Origin of the sequence: Telluria antibiotica, from assembly GCF_011682055.1 — a bacterium.
GTDB lineage: Bacteria > Pseudomonadota > Gammaproteobacteria > Burkholderiales > Burkholderiaceae_D > Telluria > Telluria antibiotica.
On sequence record NZ_JAAQOM010000001.1, the window covers coordinates 254,211 to 277,523 of the forward strand.

Annotated in this window: 9 protein-coding genes; 2 read left to right on the plus strand and 7 right to left on the minus strand. The window is 68.7% G+C overall.

Annotation, left to right across the window (positions count from 1 at the left end; all coding sequences use genetic code 11):
• Position 1: 1 nt before the first annotated feature.
• Complete coding sequence (locus HAV22_RS01040; RefSeq protein WP_166855602.1) at positions 2-1,675, minus strand: glycoside hydrolase family 43 protein; 1,674 nt, start codon at positions 1,673-1,675, stop codon at positions 2-4.
• A gap of 458 nt (positions 1,676-2,133) precedes the next feature.
• On the opposite strand from HAV22_RS01040, the gene HAV22_RS01045 reads away from it, so the two are divergent.
• Both HAV22_RS01045 and HAV22_RS01050 read left to right on the plus strand, forming a co-directional pair.
• A complete protein-coding gene (locus tag HAV22_RS01045; protein ID WP_166855604.1) occupies positions 2,134-6,888 on the plus strand; it encodes a discoidin domain-containing protein in 4,755 nt (1,584 codons plus the stop codon).
• Between the two features lie 11 nt (positions 6,889-6,899).
• A complete protein-coding gene (locus HAV22_RS01050; RefSeq protein WP_166855606.1) occupies positions 6,900-7,502 on the plus strand; it encodes an NF038129 family PEP-CTERM protein in 603 nt (200 codons plus the stop codon).
• Positions 7,503-7,556: 54 nt separating this feature from the next.
• On the opposite strand, the gene HAV22_RS01055 is transcribed toward HAV22_RS01050, so the two are convergent.
• The 6 genes from HAV22_RS01055 to HAV22_RS01080 form a co-directional block, all read right to left on the minus strand.
• On the minus strand, positions 7,557-9,155 hold the full coding sequence (locus HAV22_RS01055) for a histidine kinase N-terminal 7TM domain-containing diguanylate cyclase (RefSeq protein ID WP_166855608.1): 1,599 nt from the start codon (positions 9,153-9,155) through the stop codon (positions 7,557-7,559).
• Between the two features lie 91 nt (positions 9,156-9,246).
• Positions 9,247-11,769, minus strand: coding sequence for a glycosyl hydrolase 115 family protein (locus HAV22_RS01060; RefSeq protein WP_229421031.1), 2,523 nt, complete (start codon positions 11,767-11,769; stop codon positions 9,247-9,249).
• 147 nt (positions 11,770-11,916) lie between these two features.
• On the minus strand, positions 11,917-12,564 hold the full coding sequence (locus HAV22_RS01065) for a hypothetical protein (RefSeq protein WP_166855612.1): 648 nt from the start codon (positions 12,562-12,564) through the stop codon (positions 11,917-11,919).
• A gap of 21 nt (positions 12,565-12,585) precedes the next feature.
• Positions 12,586-13,302, minus strand: a complete 717-nt coding sequence (locus tag HAV22_RS01070) for a hypothetical protein (RefSeq protein ID WP_166855614.1) — start codon at positions 13,300-13,302, stop codon at positions 12,586-12,588.
• A 10-nt stretch (positions 13,303-13,312) separates the two neighbouring features.
• Positions 13,313-21,550, minus strand: a complete 8,238-nt coding sequence (locus tag HAV22_RS01075) for a two-partner secretion domain-containing protein (protein WP_166855616.1) — start codon at positions 21,548-21,550, stop codon at positions 13,313-13,315.
• On the minus strand, positions 21,547-23,268 hold the full coding sequence (locus HAV22_RS01080; protein ID WP_166855618.1) for a ShlB/FhaC/HecB family hemolysin secretion/activation protein: 1,722 nt from the start codon (positions 23,266-23,268) through the stop codon (positions 21,547-21,549). Before HAV22_RS01080 ends, HAV22_RS01075 begins: the two co-directional genes overlap by 4 nt.
• Positions 23,269-23,313: the final 45 nt, after the last annotated feature.

The following is a 23,313-nucleotide window of genomic DNA, read 5'->3' on the forward strand; positions in this document are numbered from 1 at the left end:
CCTAGCGGGCCGCGCCGTCGATGGCGTACGTCACCCTGTCGACGTCGACGTACCCCCGTTCCCCGTCCGGATTGAACGTGAACAGCCCCACGCGGCTGCCGCGGTAGGCGCCCCACGTCAGGCGGAAGTCGGGCAGCACAGGCACGAACCGCTGGCCGTCGGCGCTGACGGCCAGCGTGGCCTTGCCGTCGAGCCCCCACGCGGAGCGCAGCCAGATCAGGTCGTACGGCCAGGCCTGCAGCCGCTTGGTCGTGCCGTCGCGCGACACTTCCAGGTACCGCCTGCCCGCCACCATCACGACGCCGGCCGACGCACTCGACGCGGCCGGATTGCCGGACCACGGCTGCGCGGTGAAGTGCGCCAGGCCCGCATGCTGGCCGTCGGCCATGCCGGCGAGGTCGAGCCGCGCGACGAACGCCGGCGCGCGCGCGCGTACGACCCGCTGTGTCAGCACGTTGCCGACCTTGAGCAGGTTGCCGCCGTCCAGGCCGGGAAAGGCGTGCAACCGCAGATGGCCGGGACGGGCCGCGAGCGACCACTTGTCCGCGCGCGGCTGGTAATTCCACTCCCAAACGGGGCCCAGTGCGGCGCTATCGAAGCCGTCGGTGCCGCCCTGCGGGAAGCGCCGCGTCGAGGGCGCGGCCGGCATCCGGCCTTCCAACACCATGGTGCCGATGCCGGCGGCGTCGGGCTGCCCGATCACGGGCCAGCCGTCGATCCAGTGGACGGGCAACAGGCTCGCCGCCCGCCCCGACCAATCGCCGCTGCCGTGGTGCGTGAAGAAATACCAGTTGCCGTCGGGGCCCTGCACGATGCCGCCCTGGTTGGGCTCCATGGCCGCCGTGTCGCCCCGCATCAGCTGGCGCTTTTCCGACCATGGGCCGTGGATGGACGGCGCGCGCCGCATCATCATCACGCGCACGTCGCCCCGCACTTCGCTGAAGAAGTGGTAATAGGTGCCGTTGAACTTGTACAGCTTGCTCGCTTCGCTGCCCTTGGCCTGGTAGATCACCTCGTCCGTCCCCGGCACCAGACTGGCGTTGTCCGCGCCCAGTTCCCACAGGTGGATCTTGTAGCCGTCGCTGAAATGCGTGCCGACGAGGTATCCCTTGCCGTCGTCGTCCCAGAACGGCGCGCAGTCGTCCCATCCCGCCGCCGGCAGCACGCGCTGCAGCGGCGTCCACGGCCCTTCCGCCTTGGCGGCGCTCGTCATGAAGTAACCTTCGTCCGGCGTGCCGAAATAGATCCAGAAACGGCCGGCGTGGTGGCGGATCGTGCCGGCCCAGATGCCGCGGCCGTAGCGGTTCATCCGGCGCCAATCGAGTTCCGGCGAAATCTGCGTCAGGTCGGGCACCGCGTGGCCGACGGTCTCCCAGTTGACCAGGTCGCGCGAATGCAGCACCGCCATCCCTGGCGAAAACTGGAACGTCGACGAAATGGCGTAATAATCGTCGCCGACGCGGATCGCATCGAGGTCGCTGTAATCGGCCGGCAGCACGGGATTACGGTAGCGGCCGTTGCCCAGGTCGCCCCATTGCGTCCAGGCGCCCCACGCCACTGCCTCCCCCGCCCGGCAAGGCACCGTCGCGATGGCGGCTGCGGCCAACAGGCCGGCGAGCGCGGCGGCGCGGCGGCGAAAAGAGGCGGGACGATGGGCTGCGCGTTGGGTCGACATGGTGTTCGTGATGAGCAGAATGGCGCGTGTTATCGATCGCGGATACTAGCCGTCCGTTGCCTGCCTGTCCACGGATTTCTCGTCCGCCCGGCGCCAATCGGCAAATCCAGCAACCGCCCGCCGGGCGCGACAAGAATGCAAAAAAAAATCGTGTGCGCAGGTTGCAATCGGGTCTACAATTGCGTGGTATCGATAACGCAAACCTGCAGATGCGTCCCCGCCGCGTTCGTCGCGCGGCGCGGGGCCTGCGGCGGCATGGTCCGGCACGCAGCCGCCCGGACGGTGCGGGACGTCGTCGATATGCCTTGGATTCAACCGTACTTCATCAAAGAATACCGCTGGAACCCGGTGCCGGGTCGCAGCCGGCGCCGCCGCGCCCTGCGTGTCCGCACCGTCTCCGGCGCGATTTGTTATCGGTAACAACACCCATAGCGAGGTCGAACAATGAGGGGACAAACATGAGTACATTCAAATTGGACCATGCGTGCAGGCGTATCGCGTGCATGGCATTGGCGATCGGTATCGTCGCGACGCTGGTACCGGCCCGGGTCGCGCTTGCCGCCGACCCGATCGATACGCTGGTCACCAGCTACCAGCCGGTCATCAGCGAATCCGTCGACGCCAGCGGCTTCAGGCATCCGGGCGTCGGGCTCACGAAGGACATGCTGGAAAACATGCGGGCGGAAGTGCTCGCGAAGAAGGAACCCTGGAACACCCACTTCAACATGATGCTGAAGTCGGGCAAGGCATCGCGCACCCCGGGCATCTCGAACGTCAACGGGTCGGATCCGACCAAACCGCGCATCTACGGGATCGATTCACAGGGCGCCGAAGGCATCTTCATCGCGGACGCGCTCACCGCCTACACGCAGGCGATCCTGTACTACGTGACGGGCGACTCGGTCTATCGTGCCAACGCCATGCGGATCATCCGCCTGTACGAGCAGATGGATCCGGCCAAGTACGCGTACTACACCGATGCGCACATCCATACCGGGATCCCGATGCAGCGCATGGTGAGCGCAGCGGAAATCCTGCGCTATTCCAGCACCCAGGACCCTGCGCTCGCGTGGACGGACGACGACACCCAGCGATTGTCGGCCAACCTCTTCGTGCCGGTGATCCTGACCGACGACAACTGCAACTGCCGGTTCATGAACCAGCACCTGTACACGACGATCGCCAAGATGTCCGGCTCGATCTTCATGGGCGACCGCGACGGCTACAACCAGGCCGTCGAATGGTTCATGGTCAACAAGGACGCGCCCGACCCCGCATGGACGGGCTCGATCAAGCAGTTGTTCCGGTTGGTGACGAAGAACGACGCGACCGGTGAAGCCATTGCCCCGCAAATCCAGCACGTCGAAATGGGACGCGACCAGGCCCACGGCGCCGGCGACCTCACGAACTCGGAAATCCTGGCACGCCTGATGATGGCGCAGGGTACCAAGGTCGACCCGGAGACGGGTACGCCGTCGACGGAAGCGAACGCCGTCGGTCCGTACGAATTCCTGGACGACCGCCTGCTGGCCGTCCACGAGCTGTTCGGCAAATTCATGATCGGCTACGAGATCCCGTGGGTGCCCGTCGCCATGAGCGTCAACCCGGACGGCAGCATCCGTGCGATGTACACCAACGTGTCGCAGTCGTATCGCGGCCGCCTCACGCAGAACACGTGGGAAGCCTTCTACTACTACAAATACGTGCGCGGCATCGACCTGGAACAGGTGGCGCCGGGCTACACGACGATCTACGCCAAGCGCAAGGCCTACAACTGGGACGGCGCCGATGGCGGCGGCGATTTCTGGCTGACGATTCCGAAAGCGGCCGAAGCGGAGGGCGGCAAATACCTGGGCATCCCGATCGTCGATCCGTACCGTGAAGTGGAAGACCGCTTCACGCCGCTTGCCGGCGAGTCCGTCGCGCAGAACGACGGCACGACGTCGTACGTGCGCAGCACGGCCACGACGGACGGCACGCGCTATGCCGTGTACAGCTACAACGGTGCCGCCGTGCCGAACATCGGTTTCCGCATCCGCACCAATGGCCAGGCGTCGATGGACGTCTACGGCAATGCGCTCGCGCTGCCGAACACGCGGGGCCAGTGGCGCTATGTCGTCGCACCCGTCAACCTCGGCGACTTCCTGCCGCTGACCATCACGGGTGCCGGCACGACGGTCGACGTCGACCACATCAACGTCCAGTCCAACACGCTGCTCAGCCCACCGGTCTTCAAGTCGGGCAGCGGCGACATGACCGTGTACACGTATGCGGGCGCAACCGTCCCGACCACGATCGACCTGTCCGCGACCGACCCGGCCGCAGGCGACGTGGTGACCTACAACATGGACAACCTGCCGCAGGGCGCCACGTTCGATGCGAACACGGGCGCGTTCTCGTGGCAGCCGACGCAGGCCGGCACCTACACGTTCATCGCCGAGGCGTCGGACGGCACGACCGTTACCACCAAGCGGGTCACCATCTTCGTCGGTGCGGACCGGCAGACGACCGTGGGCGCCATCACCGCGCCGTTCAAGCCGGGCACGCTGTACGTCACGTCGACGAAGACCGCGTACGACAACGCGTATGCGGACATGGAAAACACGATCGGTTCCAGCACGGACGCCACCTACTTCCAGAAGCTGGCGACGCTCAGGACCGCCGTCACCGGGCTGCAGGAACTGACCCCGCTGCTGAAGGACGGCAGCATGGACTATACGAACCTGTTCTTCAAGTCGCGCCTCGCGACGAACTTCGGCGACTGGCCCGCCAACGGCGTCGACAACAACACGGACTCGTTCATCGCCTACACCATCGCGCGCGACAGCAATCGCACGCTGATCCTGGACTTCGGCCCCAGCTTCAAGGTGGCGGCGAACGCATTCCAGATCCAGCCGCGCACGAGCTTCCCGGAACGCGTGGGCGGCGTGACCATCTTCGGGTCGAACGACAACGAGAACTGGACGCGCATCACGCCCGACGAAACCCAGGCAATCGAAGGCGTGCAGACGCTGAACGTGCCGGACAACCTGCGCAGCCAGCGCTACCGCTTCTTCAAGATCTCGATGATCGACCTGATCTCGTCGTATAACATCCTCGAAATGGGCGAATTCAGGATCTTCGGCACGCGCTACGAAACGGTGAACAAGCTGACCAACGTATCGCTGACGTCCGACCAGGCGCTGAAGAACCGTGTCGTGACGGGCAATACGATCAAGCTCTCGTTCCAGTCGTCCGAACCGATCAACACCGTGAGCGCCACGCTCCAGGGCGAGCCGGCCACGCTCACGACGAGCGACAACCTGAACTGGACGGCGACGGCACTCATCAAGCCCACGACGGCGCCGGGCACGGTGAAGTTCCTCCTCAACTACCACACTGCCGATGGCACGCCCGCCGAACCCGTGCTGTTCTCGACGGATTCGACGTCGCTGTTCATCGCCGACCAGACGAACTACATCGCCAACCTGTTCGACATCGCGACCGTGACGGATTCGAACGGCCGCAACGCGACGGACGCGCTGGCGAACGCGGGCAGGCTGTTCGACAACAACCTGACGACGGCGACGGACCTGCGCCTGAACGGCAGCGGCAACAACGGCTGGCTCATGTTCGACTTCCGCGGCGGCGGCACCGCGGCGCTGACCCGCGTCGAGGTCATCGGCCTGCAAAACCAGTACGCCAGCCGCATCGCGGGCGCCGTCGTGCAGGGCTCTAACGACAATGCGACGTGGACGACGATCTCGAACGCCACCGCGAACACGTCGGATTGGCAGACCCTGACGATCACCGACCCGACGCCATACCGCTACATCCGCATGGTCGACGCGGGCGCGTGGTTCGGCAACATGACGGAGTTGCGGCTGTACGGCGTGACCGCGTCGACGAACCGCATCGCCAGCGCGTCGCTTACGTCCGCGCAGGCGCTGCGCAACCGCATCGTCCCCGGCAATACCGTGAAGCTGAATTTCACGGCGAAGGAAACGATCGGTAACGTGGCGGTGACCATCGCCGGCCTGCCGGCCGCGCTCACCACGGCGGACAACCTGAATTACACGGCCACCGTCACGCTGCCCCAGGGCACGCAGACTGGCCCCGTCAGGTTCGCCATCGACTACCTCACGCAGGACGGCAAGACCGGCTATGAAGTCACGGAGACGACGGACGGCACGCTGCTCAATCTCGTCGACGAGAGCGACACGATCAAGAACGTGCCCGCCATCGCGACATTGATCGACTCGACGACGAACCGTACGGCCGCCACGACGCTGACGAACGTGAACGCGCTGTTCGACGCGAACCTGGGCACCGGTTCGGACTTCCGCAACGGCTCGGCCGGTTCGGGCACGGGTTCGTGGATCACCTTCGACTTCAAGGCCGGTAATCAAGTCACGCTGACCGGCGCCGAAGTCATCGCCCGGCAAGACCAGTACTACACGCGCGTCAACGGGACCGTGTTCCAGGGTTCGAACGACGGCGCCGTCTGGACCACGTTGACGCCGGCGGCGAAGTCGACGGCCGATTGGCAAGCGCTGCCCGTCGCGAGCCTCGTCCCTTATCGCTACATCCGCGTGTACAACCCGAACACGTGGTTCGGCAACATGAACGAGGTGCGCCTGCACGGCACGCTGCACGGCGCCGACGCGACGCCGCCCGTCACCACGGCCGCCGCGCCGCAGGGCGTGGCGACCACGGATGCGACCGTCACCTTCACGGCGACGGACGACCAGGGCGGCTCCGGCGTCGCCGCGACCTATTACACGGTCGACGGCGGCGCCCAGCAGACCGGCACCACGGCCACCCTGACCACCAGCGGCACGCACACGGTGAGCTACTGGAGCACCGACTGGGCCGGCAACAAGGAGCAGCCGCACGCGGTTACGGTCACCATCGATAAATCCGTCGACGTCACCGCGTACGCCACGATCTCCCGTTCCGGCCTGACGGTGAACCGTTTCACCGGCAAGTACACGGGCACCGTGACCCTCACGAACGCCAGCGGCCAGACCCTGGCCGCGCCCCTGCAGCTGCGCCTGCAGAGCCTGACGGCCGGCGTCACGCTGGACAACGCGACGGGCCTGCAGAACGGCGTGCCGTTCATCGCCCTGCCTTCCGCGCTCGCGCCGGGACAGAGCGTCACGCTGACGACCACGTTCTCCAATCCATCCAAGACGGGCATCGGCTATGCGCCCCTGCTCTTCAGCGTCAAGTAAAGGACATCACCATGCTCGACTTCAAGCACACCTTCTCCCGGCTGGCCATCGCGGCCGCCATGATCGGCGCCTGCGCGCAGGCGGCGGCCATGCCGATCTACCACGTCGACGTCGACACCGCGTCGCTGGGCACGGGCCCGGCATTCCTCGACCTGTATTTCCTGGGACTGGACGGCGCACCCGCGGCCACCGCCACCGTGTGGAACCTGAACGGCGCGCTCGCCGGCGCGCCGGACCTGACGGGCGCCGTCACCGGCGGCACGCCGGGCCCGTTCACGTTCACCAATGCGGCCGGCGGCGGCGAACTGGTCCAGGGCATCCAGCTCGGGGGCAAGTTCAGTTTCGACGTCGGCTTCACGATGGCGCCCGGCGACACGGGCACCACGTTCGGCTGGGCGTTGTTCGACGCGACGCATTACCTGGGCGCGGACGGCGACCTGGGCGACTTGTTCCTGCAACCGGATGCGCCCGTCGGCAACCAAGTCCTCGTCGCGGCACCGGCGGGCCAGCTGGGCAGCGTGACGGCGGTGCCTGAGCCGTCGACGGCGGCACTGGTGCTGGCGGCCATGCTGGCGTTGGTGGCGTGGCGGGCACCGGCGGCACGCCGGCGCTGATCCCGCAGGGGGTTCCGGCCGCGGCCCGGCGCGGGCGCGGCCGGGCTGACGGTATCAGGCGGTCGATGCCGGCGCAGGCACCGTCGCCCCGTACACCCGGTTCCTCCCGGCGGCCTTGGCGGCATACAGCGCCGCGTCGGCCGCCGCGAGCAACGTCGCGTCGTCGTTGCCGTGCACGGGATACAGCGCGACACCCGCCGAGAACGTGCGGCCGATGTCCGTGCCGTTCGACGCAAAACGCAGATCGGCGAAGGCGCGGCGCACGTCGTCGATGCGCTCGACGGCCTGGTCGAGCGTCACGTCGCGCATGACGATGACGAATTCCTCGCCGCCATAACGGCATGGGGAATCCGTCGGCCGGACCTGCTGCCGCAGCAGGCCGCCGAGCGCGCGCAGCATGGTGTCGCCGAGCGCATGGCCGTGGTCGTCGTTGACCGACTTGAAGTGGTCGATGTCGATCATCACGACGGCGAACGACCGCCCTGTCCTGCCGGCCCACGTCAGTTCGCGCGCGAGCGCGTCCGCGAGGTAGAGGCGGTTGTACAGGCCCGTCAGAGGGTCGCGGATGACCTGTTCCTGCAACTGCGCCTGCATCGAGCGGATGGTGTCCAGCTGCGCCCGCAGCTGCTTGTTCGCCTGTTCCAGCGCGAACGACGTCGTGCGCGCGTCGGTGACGTCGCGCACGATCAGCACGTAGCCCAGGATCGCGCCGTCGTCGGCGCAGATCGCGAACGTGCGCAGTTCGAGATGCCTGCCGGCGCCATGCACGAACTCCGCCGTCGTCGGGACATAGCCCTCGCCGGCGACGTGCGCATCGAGTTCCGCCATCCTCTCCCCGAGCAATTCGCCCGGTTGCGCGGCCGGCTCGATGTCGAAGATGCGCCAGATCGCCGCATTGCTTTCGACGATATGCCGCTGCGCGTCGACGACGACGAAGCCGTCCGTGATCGCTTCGCTGATCTTCTCGCGCGCCACCGAGACGAGATCGAACAGGCCGCGCCGGAAGATCGCCAGCGAGACGAGGACGCCGCTGGCGACGAGGCCGAGCGGCGTGGGGTCGATGTCCGGCGGCGACAGGCCGGCAATGAACGTCACGTTGGAGACAATGGGGACGATCAGCGCGCCCAGCAGGATGCGTGTCTGGCGCCGGACCTGCGTCGTGCCGTGTTCGTAGGCGGCGAGCAGCGCGAGGACGGATTTCGCGATCAGCGCATAGCTGTACAGCGAATGCACCCAGAACAGCGGTCCCATCTGGAAAATGCTGTCCGTGGCCACGCCGCGCCAGGTGCCGAAGCACCAGTCGTACCGCGGCGACAGCGCGACCGCCAGCACGACGGTCGGCACGCTGGCGAGGGCCAGCAACCGGGACGGGCGGAATGCGTTCGTCCCGCGCGTATAACTCAGCACGAACAGCAAGGTGATCGGGGCGATCGCGACGACGGCCGGGAAGATGACGCGCATGCGCAGGAACAGGCCGCCCTCGGGCACGAATCGCGCGAACGGCAGCGCATAGCACGTCAGCCACCAGGCCGCGCACAACTGCATCGCCAGCAGCGCCGGCGCGCCGGGCGCATGACGGCGCTGCCATGCAACGGCCGCCAGCAGCAGCGCGGTGACGGCACCGACGAGGAGAATGAAATTGAAGATCTGCATGGTCGCGCGAAGAAGCAGGCCTCATCTTAGCACCGCGCCACCTTTAGTTTCATTGTAGAACTATTATTTTCCTCATATAAACAACATCATATTATCGGCTTGGCGCCGGCGCCGGCAGCGCGACCCGGTCGATGACGACGCCGGGATCGATGGCACGGATCGTCACGACGTGCGGGCCGGCAGCGAGCGCCGGCATGGCCACCCGCGCGCGCACGACATTGTTCTGCACACCTTCGCGGCGGATGGCGCCCGACTCGTCCTCCTGGCCGCTCGAGCCGGGCACGTCGACGACGAGTGGCGCCCCGTCGTCGACGCTGACGCCCACACGCAGCTTCCTGCCCGGGTAGATGCGGAAGGTCGGCATGAAGTCGATCAGCACGTCCCCGCCGGCGCCGGGCGCGGCCGCCAGGACATCGAATGCGAGCGCCGGCGCCTTGTCGTCCGTGACCGCCCACGACGACTCGAGGCCGGCCGGCGTCAGCGCGACGGCGCGTCCGGTGCGTCCGAGCCCCGCGACGGGCGTCCAGCGCGCGCCGCCGAGCGCCGACTGACGATCCGCGTCGGCGGCCGCGCGCCAGACACGTCCCTCGTCAACGGGCCGGGCCACCGGCGCGCCGCCACCCGCCGGCTCGCCCCACGGCCAGCGCACCTGGCTGTTCCAGGCCATCAGGTTGTCCGCCGTGACGAGGCCCGGCATCATGCCCTTCCACTTGCCGTTGGCCACCGTGTGGTTGTACGCATCGACTTCGCGTTCGAGGAATGCCCGCTGGCGCGCGATCTCCGCGGCTTGCGCGGCGGGATCGTCGCCAAGCCGGGCGGCGCGGTCGGCCATGAAGATCGCGCCCGTGGCGCCCAGCACGCGCGCGGGGAAGCCGATCATTTCGACGTACGCATCGCGCCTGTCGGCGGGGACCTTGGCGGCCAGTGTCGCCTCCTGCTCGAGGAGGCGTGCATAGCTGCGGCCCAGTTCGGCGGCCTCTTCGCGCGGCAGCGAAAGCGCCCACGCGCGCACCATCAGCTCGGGCTTGCGGATCGTGCCAAGCCGGTAAAACTCCGTCAGCAGATCGGCGACGGCCGGTGCCAGCGCGTCGCCGACATGCTCGGCCGCGAACGATCGCAGGAACGCGGGCTGGGAATCGGGCCCGAACGCCGTCGGGCTCCACGCGAAGCGCGCGAAATAATCGACGCCGATTTCCATCGGCTTCAGGTCGCCCACGTTGAGCATCCACATCGTGCGCGCGTCGTTGTCCCACGCCTTGTGCAGCTCTTCCCACAGCAGCGCGGGCGCCGTCGAATTGATCCACAGGTAGGAATGCGGCCCGCCGTAGTAGGACAGGTGCCAGTACACGCCCGCGCCACCCGCACGTTTGCGCTCGTCGGGTGAACTCAGACGCCGGATGTAACCGAAATTATCGTCCGTCCACACGAGCGTCACGTCGTCCGGCAGCGCCAGGCCGGCGTCGTAAATCGGCAGCACTTCCTTGTACGGCACGAAGGCCTGGGCGACAGGGCCCCATTTCGTCGTCACGTGCCGCTGGATCAGGCTGCGCTGGTCCCGGATCACGTCCCCCATCAGTTTCAGCTTGCCCGGCATGTCGCCGGGCGGCGTCTGCATGCCCTGGTCGTGGATGCCGCGGATGCCGAGGGTCCACATGCCCTCCATGCCGCCGCGCGTGGTGGCCTGCTCTTCCCAGGTCTTGTAGATCGCGTCGCGGTTGGTGAGGTAATTCCAGGGTCCGCGCGTCTTCTGGTTCCACTTCACGTTGTTGTACAACATGGGCTCGCAATGCGATGCGCCCGCGACGATGCCGTATTTGTCGGCCAGCACGACGTTCTCGCGCACGGCATGGAATTCCCGGCTGACTTCATGCATGGCGGGCCAGATCGTGTTCAGGCGCAGGCGCAACATGAGTTCGAAGATCTTCTCGTAGGTCTTCGGGCCGATCCCGCCGGCCTCGGGCTCGAACGTCTGTTTGGCCCAGGCATGCATGCCCCAGTCCTCGTCGTTGACGAAGATGCCGCGGTATTTCACTTCCGGCGCCGTGGCCTCGGGTGTGCCCGACCGAATCGCCAGCGCCGTCCTGCGCCGGACAGGCGCATCGGCCCACCAGTACCACGGCGATACCCCGATCCGTTCCGACAACTGCGTCAATCCGTACGCGGCGCCGCGGCGATCGCTGCCCACGATGACGAAGGCGCGCTCCACGCCGGGGAACGGGCGCTCGACCATCTGCGACACCGTGGCCTCCCAGCGGCCGCGGACCTTGTCGAGGTCCTTCAGCCTGCCCCTGGCGGCCAGCTCGTCGATCAGCCCGTTGTGTCCCAAGGTGCCGGCGACGATCAGCGGGCGCCCGCGCACGGCCTTCGCACCGATGACGGGACGCCTGCCCGTCACGCGTTCGACGTCGTCGGCGAACAGGCGGGCCGCGACGCCCACCAGCGGGTCGTCATGGGCATCGACCGCGACCGCCGCCACGCCGGCGCCGCCAACGAGGTTCAACGAACCCGGCCCGGAGCGCGCGATCTCCGTCACTTCCACTGCGTGGGCCGCGGGCAGCACGGCGAGCGATGTGCAAGCGGCGAGGATGGCGGTACGGAGCGGTTTCAGCTTCATCACGGTAGGGCCTTTCGACAGGTGGACGGGCGGCGACGCGGGTCCGTCGGCGACTGGCAGGACTATAGTGAGATAGCGCTACCAAGTAAACGACTTTTTGGGTATTTACGGCCCCGTGCGTCCGCCCGCCGAAAGGCTCCCCTCGGACTATTTTCCGGCCGGCGTGCCGAGGCTCGACATATACGCGACGCGCAGCTTGGCCGGACCTTCGACGGGCGCAACCTTCCCGTCCCTGCCGCGCAGCGCCACGCCGGTGACGGTCACTTCGACCATCGCCTTGTGCGGGTCGATCCCGCTGAACAGCACCAGGCCGTTCGCCCCGAGCGGCATGCCCATGGTTGCCGCATCGGGGCGCCAACGCAACGCGCGGAAGTAATCCGCCAACTGCACGCCCGCCGTCACGATGCGCGTACGGTCCGCCTCGGCCGGCTTGTCGCCGGTGCTCCACAGCACGTTGACCTGCACGAGCTTGTGCTCCGGGCCGGCGAACAGATACGTCACGCCGGCCGCGCCGGGCCCCGGTTCCAGCGACGGCAGCGGCAACACGAGCATGCTGTAGCGCGGATCGGGATGGCGCGCGGTCTGCAGCAAGGTCGCCTGGTCCTTGAAGTCGCGCGCCACCGCGGCGCGCACCTCGTCCTCGTTCATGCCGAAGCGCGCGCTGCGAAAGCCCGCGATCTCGTGCAGTGGCTTGGCGGCCGGCGCGCCCGGCACGTCGGCGGCATGGGACACGCCAGGGACCAGGGCACACAGCATGGTCCCGGCAAAACTCGTGTTGCGTAACAAAGAAAACATGGGGTATCCGATCTTGAAAGTTCAGAAGGCGCCGGGCGGGATGGTGTAGATGTCCGGATGGTCGATATCCGCGACCAGCGATTTGCGCAGGTGCGCCGGCCCGGCCGGTGCCGCCCGATGTTCCTGCTTGCGCACCGCGCCAGGCAATTCGACGTCCAGCGCGACGCCGCCCACGCGGATCTCGACACCGCCGCCGTGGAAGTCGCGGCCGGCGAACAGGATCAGTTCGCCCGGCGCCGTCACGCGGCCACGCGTCGTCGCGAAGTCCGGCCACTGGTAGCCCACCAGGTCGCTCGCCAAGGTCGTGGCGGCGCGCAGCAATGCCGCGCGCTGCACGGCGTCCGGATTGCCGGGGAGGGTCCAGGTCTGGTGGACCGCGACCAGGCGGTGGCTGGCGGCGCCGAACACGTAGCTGACTTGCGCCGGCCCCGGTCCCGGCGCCAGCGTGGGCACCGTGACGGCCAGCGCGGTCGTGCGTGCGGCATCGTCGACCTGCACCTTGGCCGTCGCCAGCGCATCCGGCCACGCGGTCGCGATGGCAGCCTTCACCTCGTCCATGGTCATGCCCCAGCGGGCGCCCTGGAAGCCGTCGGCTTCGAACGGGACGCCCTGCACGTCCCACGAGCGCGGCTGGCCCGTCAGCGCAATCTCGTCACCCTTGGTGGCGCACGTTGCCGCCACCGGCCACGCCAGCGCACAGGCGAGCAGACCGCGCGTTACACATCTCAAACGTCTCATTATTGTTCCTCTATCGCGGTAGGTTCGCATACACGAGCTGGCCGTCCTCCACACGCAGCCGCACGCCCAGGCGCCCCGCCTGCATGTTCACATCCCAATACTGGCGCGTGAAGTCCGGCTTGGCGCGCGAGAACGCGACGGCCTTGGCCGGATCCGTCTGCAGCAGGTTGAGGAACGTCTTCTGCCAGGTCTGCTGGTCCGTCACCATCTTCGCCGTCGCCTTCAGCATGTCCGTGTACTGCTGCAGGAAGACGGCGTTGTCGCGGCTGCCGTCGCCGTCGTGGTTCCAGTCCGCGTTGCCGCTCAGGTAGGCGAAGCGCGCGGCCGGATCGTTCGCGAGGCTCAGCGCGTGGCTGTCGGCGTCGCGCTGGCGCTCGTAGATGTCCGGACCGCCGCCGCGGGCCAGGTCCGAGAACACCTGCCCGACCTTGCCCACGTCGACGCCGAAATTCAGCTTCAGTTCCAGGCCGCCGATGCCGATCTGCGCGCCCAGGTCGAGGCTGACCTCGATGACGCCGTTCGAATAACCAGCACCGACGGTGAAGTTGCCGCCGACCGAGCCCGGCGAGTACACCGTCGCGCCGCCCTGCACCGCGCCCGCCTCGCCCGAGAAGCCGCCGCTGACGCCCGTCGACGCGCCCACGCCAGCATGCGCGCCCGTCGTCATGGTCAGCACGCCGTTCGTGACGCCGTAGTTGTAGCTGGTCGTCGCATACGCGAACGTGCCGGACGTCAGGTTCACGTTGCCGTCCAGGCCGCCGCCCAGGCCGCCGTGGACGCCGGCGCTGGCATAGGCACCGGCCGTGGCATCGGCCTCGATCTTGACGCCGGTCCTGCCGAGCTTCATCTGCACGCCCGTTTCGGCCTGCGCGCCGACGCTGGCTTCCACGGGACCGCTGCTGATCGTGATGTCGACGTGCCCGTCCGCCGTCGCGCTGACGGTCACGCCGCTCACGCCGAACGATGCGAGTGCCGTGGCGACGCCGCTGGCCTGCGCATTGACGTCGACCGTGCCGCTCGCGAGGTCCGTCCCGGCCGCGCCGCCGACCGCGGCGCTGACGCCGCCCGGACCGACATGGGTTTCGAAGACGCTGCCGCTACCGGTGACGGGGCGGTCGTAATCGGGCGTCGGCCTGTTTTCGTGGCCCGTCGTGCGCTTGAAGCCGGAGCCGCCCGGCTGCTCCGCGAACTGGGCGCCGCCGGCCTGATAGGTCTCCGCAAAGTTCGACGGATCGGGCGGCGTTACCACCGGCAGCGCCGGCAAGTCCTTGGCCGCCACGAACGGGAGGCCGAAGCGGCTGTCCTTGTACACGTCGAGAGCGCCGAGGTCGTTCAGGGTGACGGGGATGTTGTAGCGCCCGTGATTCTGCACCGGGAGCAGCCGGTAGTTGCCTGCGTACTGGCCGGTCAGCCCGATCGCCTCGTAGTAATACCGGCCCTCCTCCAGCGCCGTGCCCAGCCGCGCGTACCCGTCCGCCGGCGCCGGCACGTAGATGGCGACCGCCGCGTCGGGCATGGTGTCGCCGTTCGGCAGCGGCACGCCGCCGATCGTCTGCAAGGTCGCCTTGCCGGCATCGCCGATCTGGCCCTGGCCTTCGATGACGACGCTGCTCGCGGTCGAATAGCGCAGGTAGAGCGGATTGATGGTCAAGGTGCCGGGCAGGTTGCCGCTCGTCGCCAGCGTGTAGTTCTTCGCCTGCGCGCCGGTCAGGCCGGACACGACTTCGAAGTACTTGCCGACCGGCGTCTTCGCATCGACCGTCATCGGCGCGCCTTTGAGGTCCAGCAGCACGACCGAGCCTCCCACGTCGTCGCCGGGAATGACGCCGTTGTAGACCGGCTTGCCGATGTCGACGCCCGGCACGAGGGACGTGCAGCTGAAACCGTCGCAATCCTTGTAGTAGCCGTACTGGCCACTGCCCGCGGAAACGGTCCAGGTCAGCGTCTTGGGCTTGACCGCCCACGTGCCGCCCGTCGCGCCGGTCAGGACGTAGTTGCCGGGCTTGGCACCTCCCAGGCTGATCGTGTAGGCATACTCGCCCGCATCCACCAGCTGGTCCAGCACCAGCGTGCGGTTGAAGCCGTTGCCGATCGACGGTTCCTGCTCCGTCAGCGCCTTGCCCGGCAGGCCGGCCCCGGAGATCACGTACGTCACGGCGTCCTTCGGATAGGTGCCCGCGACGGCGAAGACGGGCGAGCTGCCATAGGTCGACGTCTGCGTCGCCGGCAGGTGGAGGTCCAGCGGCATGGGCTTGATGACCACGGAGGCCGTCTTGACCAGTGCCGGGTCGAGAACGTAGTTGGCGGCGGCGGTGCCGCCCAGGTCCGCCAGGCGCACCTGATAGGTGCCCGCGTCCGTGTACAGGTTCGGCTGGATCTGGCTGCCCTTGCCGTCGACATAGACCTGCTTCACCGTCAGGTCATCTCCGGGCACGATGCCGCTGAGCGTACCCGTCAAGGCCTGCCAGGCATACAGCCCGTTGAGGTCCGTGTACACGAAGGACGCGCCGGCCGCCGCGCCGCCGATCGCGCGCCGCGCCACCGTCAGGCCGGGCAACTTCGCGGGCACTTCATAGTTCTTCGCGAGCGCGTCGCTGAGCTGGACGCTGAAGTCATAGGTGCCGGCCGGGACGTGATTCTTCCACCTGGGATCGAAGGATTTGCCCACGTCGGCCGGTGTCGGGGAAGCGGTCGTGGTGAGCCAGGGGCTCCAGTCCTGCACATCGCCGGGAACGAATCCGGTCACGGTCGGCCTGGTCGGATTGGTGCCGTAGACCATGTCGGTCGGCCCCGTATAGCTCACGGCCAGCCGCGCCTTGTCCACCTGGACCTTGGCCGTGTTCGACGGCCCGACGGTGAGCGTCATGCCGCTGGCCGAATCGAGCCAGCTGGTTGCGTCGCGCACGAGCGTGTAATTGCCCGCCGCGCTGCCGGTGAGGCCTGTCGCCTGGTACGTGTAGCTGCCTGCCGGCGTGTGGAAGCCGGCGTCGACGGCGTTGCCGGCGCTGTCCAGCAACTGGCCGGCGGCCTGCACGCCCTGCCCCGGCAGCACGCCGTTGAGCAAGGCGGACGGCTGCGGCGTGATGCCATACGTGTCTTGCCAGTCCTTGTAGGTCACGCTCACGGGGCGGGGCGTGACGTCGATGCGCCCCACTTCGCCGTTCACGCCCGTGTCGCGCACATAGTAGTTGGCCGCATCCTGGCCGCCCAGGGCCGCGGTGACGAAGTAGCTGCCGACCGGCTGCTGGCCGGCGAGCGCCGCGGCGGGCCCGCCGGGCAGCTGGATCTGCGCCGACAGCGAGACCTTGTCGCCGGCGAGCGGCGTGAAGCCCGTCATGCTCGGGTGGGCGCCGCCGCTGCTGCCGTACACCACGCTGTTGACCTGGCTGCTCCCCATGTCGATGCCGCCCTGCGACAGCAGCGACCAGGACGGCGACACGGCGCGCGGCACAACGGTCAGCAAGGCGATCTCGTTGCCCGTCGTGGCCAGGCGGTAGTTGCCGGCGTCCGGACCGGACAGGCCCGCGACCTGCGTCGCATACGTGCCGGCGTTCAGGTAGCCGCCGGTGGAATACGAGGCGCCCGCGAGCGACGCGGCGCCCAGCGACACCCGGTCGTCCGCGAACGCAAGGCCCATGACGTCCGACTGGATGGCGACCTGGCCTTTGACGTCGCCGTACTGGCGCGTCGCGCTGTCCAGGAACCAGGTCTTGTAGTTGATGGTCTTGGGCACGATGGTGATCAGGCCATCTGACGAGCCGACGCTCGTCACGCTGTAGTTGCCCGCATCGCGGCCCTGCAGCCCGAGGATCAGCGACACGGGGAACGGATAGTCGCCGACCTGGCGCTTGGCGACGGTATTGGTCCAGCTGCCTTGCAGGATGATCGGCAACGTGACGTCGTCGCCGGAAAGCACGCCGTTCAGCGTGTTGTGCAGGTCGACGCCGTTGACGACGGCGCCGTACTCGTACGTGCCGGTGGGACCGGTATAGGTGAGCACCTTCGGCTTGACCGTCAAGGTGGCCGTGCCGGTATTGTTCTGCAGCGTGTAGTTCGGATTGCTGTCCACCTGCGCGGTGGCCTGCACGGTGTAGGTGCCGGCCGGCGTGCGGTCGCTCAGCGCGACCGCGCTCCCGTTCTTCGACAGCGAGACCTGGGCGTGAATGCCGAGCGTATCGCTCCCCACCAGGCCGTCCAGCGCCACGGCGGGCGCGCCCAACGTGCCGTACACGGACTGGCTGTCCTTGACGACCAGGCTCAAAGGCTTGGGCGCAATCGTCAGCTGGCCGGTGACGTTGCCCGTCGCGACGGACACGTAATTGCCGCCCGCCGCGCCGCCGAAGCCCGTCACGCCCGCCGTGTACGTGCCCACGCCGGGCAGCGCGATGCCGGCGCCGTGGCCGTCCAGGGCCTGCACTCGCGGCACCACGTCGTCGCCCGGCAGCGCGCCCGTCAGCGTGACGGGATTGCCCGGGGCGTTGCCGTACAAGGCCGTACCGCTGCCGACGGTCCAGCTGACCGGGCGCTTCGCGATCGTCACCGTGCCGTTCGTGTTGCCGGTGTTGCTCAGGACGTAGTTGTCGCCGCTGTGCGGGATCCACACCCCTTCCACACTGTACGTGCCGGCCGGCGCGCGAGCGTCGATCGCGGTGGCGCCGAACGCCGTGAGGTTGCGGACGTATGGCCGGACATCGAAGACGTCGCCGGCGAGCACGCCGTTCAGCGTCAACCCGGGCACCGCACCGCCGTCGCCATAGGTCACGTTCAGCGAACCGGTCGCATACGTCACGACCTTTGGCGCCACGGTGACCACGGCGTTCTGGTTGCCGGAGAGGTCGAGGATATAGTTGCCGGCGCCCGTTCCGCCCAGTCGCCCGAGTCCCAGCTCGTACTGTCCCACGGACGGCTTGCCGGAAGGCGACGGGTCGCCCGTCACGGTCTGGCGCACGATCTGCGCGACGCCGGCGACGTCGTCGCCATTGATCACGCCGGTCAACGCCGGCACCGGCAAGTCCTGGCCGTACTCCTGGGTGCTGCTCGTGCCGGCCCAATGCACGGGCTTGCGCGCCACGACCATCGCCGCGCCGGGCGCCGAGCCGGCCAGCGTGTAGTTGGTCGCATCCGCGCCCGCCACGCTCGTGATGGATTGCGTGTACGTGCCGGCCGGGGTGGTGGCCGTGGTCGATCCCGTCAACCGCGCGCCGTTGACGTCGATGCCGACGGCACCCGGCGTGACAGCGTCCCCGGGCAGCACGTTGTTGAAGGTCACGGCACCCAGCGCGGCCGGCGAACCGTACGTGCTGCCGGCGGCGGCGACGGCGTAGTCCAGCACGCGCGGCGTGACGGTGAACGGCGTGTCCAGGTTGCCGCTGGCGGCGATGCGGTAGTTCGCCGCATCCGCCCCGCTCAAGCCGGCGACGACGTAGTCGTAGCTGCCGACCTTGAGGCGCCCCGCGGGCACGGCCACGCCGCCGGACATGACGGCCGGCACCGGCGCGACCGTGTCGCCGGCCAGCACGCCGTTGAGGCTGGCCGATTCGTAGCCCGTGTCGCCATAGACCAGCGTCGGGCTGTGGAACGTGTCGTAGGTCACCGTCTTCGGCGCGACGGCCAAGGTGCCGGTCCAGGAACCGGGCGCCAGCGTGTAGTTGCCGGCGGCGGCGCCGGACAGGCCCGTCACCGCGTACGGCCAGGTGCCTGCCGCCGTCCGGTCGCTGAAGCCGTAGCCGGCGCCGACGGCATTCAGCACCTGCCCGGCGCCGCCGTTCAGCGTGCCGAGCACGGACAGCGTGTCGTTGTTCACGACGTTGGACAGCGTGACGACGGACGCCGCCGTGCCGTACGTGCCCTGCACCGCGCCCACGTTCGCGGTGACGGTGCGGCGCGTGACGGTCAACGGGATCGCGACCGGCGTCATGTCGATGAAGTAGCCGCCGGACAGGCCGCCGTTGAACGCCAGGCCGGCAGTGCCGCCAAGGGTCAAGGTATGGCTGCCCGCGTTGGCCGTGACACCGGGACCGCTGGCCGCCAGCGAGCCCGCGGCCAGGATGTCGCCCATTGCGTCGGGTGCCGTGCCCGACGTCACGTGCAGCAGCGGCGTGCCCAGGGACGCCGCGTCCGGGTCGGCATCGCCGTACACGCGGCTCGTGCCCGCATTGATGCCGTCGCCCAGCGCCAGGCGCGTGGCCTGCCCGCCGTTCAACTGGCCGAAGCGTGTGATGGTCCCGTTCTCGACGAACTTGAACGCCCCTTCGCCGCGCAGCGCGTCCGTGGCTTCCGTGGTCCAGTTCACGCGGTTGCCGCTCAGCGTGGCCGATGCGGCCGACACGCTCAGGTTGCCCGTCAGCGTGATGTTGCCCGCGACCGTGACGTCGCCGGTGAGCGTGATGTAAGGCGCCAGGCCGCCGTTCGTTGCGCCGGGCGCGATCGCGGCGGACAAGCCGTTGCCGCTGTAGCTGCCCAGGAAGATGCCGCCCGCGTCGCGCTCCGTATTGCCGGCGCCGTCGGACAACGTCAACGTCAGCTTGCCGTTGCTGTTGATGAAGTTCGCGCCGCCCAGGTTGATCTGGGCCATGCCCGCGCCGCGCTCGCTGTCCACCACGCCGTGGGCCGCGGTGTCGTTGGCGACGATGGACCAGTCGGCATCGGCCGTGCCGAACACGCCGTTCAAGGTGACGGAGCGGCCGGCCGCCAGCGACAACGCACCGGCGGCCTGGTTGAACGGACGCGTGACGACGGCGCTGAAGGTGTTCCACTCGATGTCCTGGCTGGCCTTCAGGCTCACGCTCGTGCCGCTTCCCAGCAGCGACACGAGGTCGGCCGAGTACAGGTGACTCACGCCGCCCGGATTGTCGCCGTAGCCGATATCGCCCGCGGCGCCGCCCGGCACGTCGTCTATCTGGATGTCCTGCGGGTCGAGCAGCAGCTTGCCGCCCTTGCCGAGCGCGATGCGATTCAGCGCGACCGACTGCACGGTCGATGCCGACGACACTTCCACGGCACCCGCGGCCTTGGCGCCGCCCGCCGCGATGCTGCCCTGCATGGTCGTCGCCTTGTCGCTCCACACGACGACGGTGCCGCCCTCGCCCGCCGCGCCGTGCGCGGACACGTCGATCCGGCTGGCCGCATCCACGGTCGTCGTGGACGCATTGGCCGGTGCGGCCGCCGTGCCGAAGCGGCCGACGTAGCGCTGCGCATCCTCCGACGCCGGCGGCTGTGCCTTCCCGCCCTGGAACGTGCCGCCCACGCGCACGAGGCCACCCCGCTCGGCCCCGGTGGCATCGAGCCGAGCGCCGGCCAGCGCCACCTGCGCGCCGCCGACGTCGATGCGCCCCGCCACGCCTTGCGCGGCGGACGTGTCGAGCGTGCCGGACACGCGCACCGCGCCGCCGTCGCCCCCTTCCAGCACGATCGCGCCGTCGTGGCCCGACACGGTGCGCGCGCGGATCGTGCCCGGCATGTTCACCGCTTCGCGCAACGCGTCGCTCACGGTGGACGCCTTCAGCATCACGACGCCGCCGTCCGCCTCGATCACGCCTTGATTGCTCACCAGCGCCTGCCCGTCCGCGCTCTTCGCGTCGGCCGGCAGCAGCACCTGCAGATAGCCGTCGCCGGACAGGTCCAGCGTCGCCGCTTGCGCCGCGCCCAGCGCGACCTTGCCCAGCGGCGCGCTGATCACGCCTTCGTTGCCGGCACTGGACCCGAGCAGCGCCACGTTACCGCCCGGCCCCGTGACGATGCGGCCCCGGTTGACGACGGCGCCCCCTTTGCCGCTGAAGACGTTGCGGCCCGCCATGAAGTCGTCTTCCGACATCCCCAGCGTGGATGCGACGAAGCCGGCGCGCGTGTCGACGACGCCGGTCGCCGAAATCGCAATGCCGTTCTGGTTGATCAGGAACACGGAGCCGTTGGCCTTCAGGGTGCCGGCGATGTCGGTCGGCGTCGCGCCCTTGACGACGTTCAGCGTCGCCGCGCCGGCGTCAGGCTGGACGAAGCTGACCGTGTTCCCCTGTCCGATATTGAACGAGGACCAGTTGACGACGCCGCGCTGCGAGTCCTGGCGCACGACCAGTGCGTTCGCGTTCGGCGTGTTGATGGTGACCTTGCCCGCCGTGACCGTCGCTCCCGTCGGCAGCGCTTGCGCATACGTGGGCAGCGGCGCGGCGAGCGGCAGGCTGGCCGCGACCATCATCGGCCAGGCCATGTCGCGCCGTACGCGCGAGCTGCGCAGGATGGTTTTTTTTCTCAAAATTGCACCTGTGCTTTAAAGAAGGCCTGGCTCGTGTGGCGGCCGCTCGGTGTGATCGATGCGCGGCCCCATTCCGCGGACAGGCTGACGTCGCGCCAGCCGGAACGCAGGCCGCCCCCCCACGAGGTGGCATGGCTCTGCGCCGTGACGCCGGGGAGGCGCGTGTAAGGGCGGGCGCACGCCCAGTAGCCATACGGCAGGACGGCGACGGCGCCCGGCAAGGCCCATAGACGGGCCACTTCCTGGCGCAGCACCCAGCCGCCGTCGTCGGACAGCGCGCCGGCCGTCAGCGCGGACAAGCCGTCCTCGCCATCCATGCCGAAGATCTCCGCGCTGGGCAGCACGCCGCGCATCGCCTTCTGCGCCCGCAGTACCGTGTGGCCCTGCAGGCCCCATTCCAGCGGCGCGTCGTAGCTTGCGTTCGCTTCCACCTTGGTGAAGGCCGCCGTGGCGCCGGGGCGCGACATCGGCAGGCCGGTCTCGTCGATCTCGGCACTCCCGCGCCCGCCGAAGCGGCCCGTGCCTTGCGACAGCGTGGCGCCGGCGCGCGCCTGGCCGCCGGCGGCGGCGCCGCTCCAGTCGGCGGAAAAACGGGCGACGCGCAACCGGTCGAGGTCTTGCGTGAACTGGAAGAACGGCAGCGAATCGCTCTGGCGGCTCGCTTCCACAACGCCGGTCAGGGTCAGCTCCTGCGACCGCGTGACGATGGCCGGATAGATCAGGCGCAGCGACCAGCGCTTCAACTGGCTGCGCGACGCCAGGGGCACGATCGGCGCGCGCGGCCGCGTGTCCGACACGGTGAGTTCGGGATTCAGGCTGAGGCCATTGTCCAGCAGCGGCACGATCAAGCCCCCGCCCGCCACACGGCGCCGCGCATCGGCATGGAAGGCCGTGCCCAGCGGGTAGCCGCCGGACACGTACAGGTATGCCTGTTCACCCAGGCCGAGCGGCTGGTTGGCGCGCACCTGCGCCGTGAACGCCCAGGGACCGATGGCGTCGGACTGGCGATTGTCGGACGAGACGCTGGCCGCCAGCGGCACCAGGTTCCCTTGCAGCACGAGCACGGTGCCGCCGGTTTCGCGCCCCGCGCCCAGCGCGCTGCGCAGCCCGAGGCCCGGGCCGCGGCCCGCCAGCGTGAGTGCGCGCTCCAGTTCCTCGTCGCGCAGATGGCGCCGCCCGACCAGCGGCTGCAATGCCCTGGCGACCGCCTTGCGGGCGTGGGCGGGAACGGCGTCCAGGTTCAGGCTTTCGATGAAGCCGTCGAGCACCGTGATCCGCACTGCGGCATCGTCCGCCACCGACTGCGGCGGGATCACGACGCGTACCAGCGGATACCCGGCGTCCCTGTACAGCGCCTCGATGGCGTCGCCCAGCGCGTACAGGTCGGCCACGGAAATACGCTGGCCGCGCAGCGGCGCGACCAGGCGCTCGGTCGGGTCCGCGAACCCGTCGAACCCGTCCTGCACGCGTACCTCGCCCAGGCGCACGAACAGCTTGTCCGCATTGGGCGGCGGCGCCGAGCGCAGCGGCTGCGGCGGCAAGGCGAGCGGCGGCTGGACCGGCGCCTCCGGGCGCAGGTCGCGCGGCGTCACTTGCGGCGCCTGCGGTACCTGTTGTTGAGCGATCGCCGCGCCATGAGACAGCCCGATCAGGGCAAGGGTGAGCAGTGGGAATGGAAACTGGCGGCACAGCCGGCCGGGATCGAGGTCGACGGACATTCGGGTGGGCAGTGGGCCGGAAGGCCGCGCGTTGTAAACAGGCAA

What these genes read in the sequence shown, in the direction of transcription:
- HAV22_RS01040 (WP_166855602.1), bottom strand. Translation starts at nt 1,675, where the DNA reads ATGTCGACCCAACGCGCAGCCCATCGTCCCGCCTCTTTTCGCCGCCGC.
- HAV22_RS01045 (WP_166855604.1), top strand. Translation starts at nt 2,134, where the DNA reads ATGAGTACATTCAAATTGGACCATGCGTGCAGGCGTATCGCGTGCATG.
- HAV22_RS01050 (WP_166855606.1), top strand. Translation starts at nt 6,900, where the DNA reads ATGCTCGACTTCAAGCACACCTTCTCCCGGCTGGCCATCGCGGCCGCC.
- HAV22_RS01055 (WP_166855608.1), bottom strand. Translation starts at nt 9,155, where the DNA reads ATGCAGATCTTCAATTTCATTCTCCTCGTCGGTGCCGTCACCGCGCTG.
- HAV22_RS01060 (WP_229421031.1), bottom strand. Translation starts at nt 11,769, where the DNA reads ATGAAGCTGAAACCGCTCCGTACCGCCATCCTCGCCGCTTGCACATCG.
- HAV22_RS01065 (WP_166855612.1), bottom strand. Translation starts at nt 12,564, where the DNA reads ATGTTTTCTTTGTTACGCAACACGAGTTTTGCCGGGACCATGCTGTGT.
- HAV22_RS01070 (WP_166855614.1), bottom strand. Translation starts at nt 13,302, where the DNA reads ATGAGACGTTTGAGATGTGTAACGCGCGGTCTGCTCGCCTGTGCGCTG.
- HAV22_RS01080 (WP_166855618.1), bottom strand. Translation starts at nt 23,268, where the DNA reads ATGTCCGTCGACCTCGATCCCGGCCGGCTGTGCCGCCAGTTTCCATTC.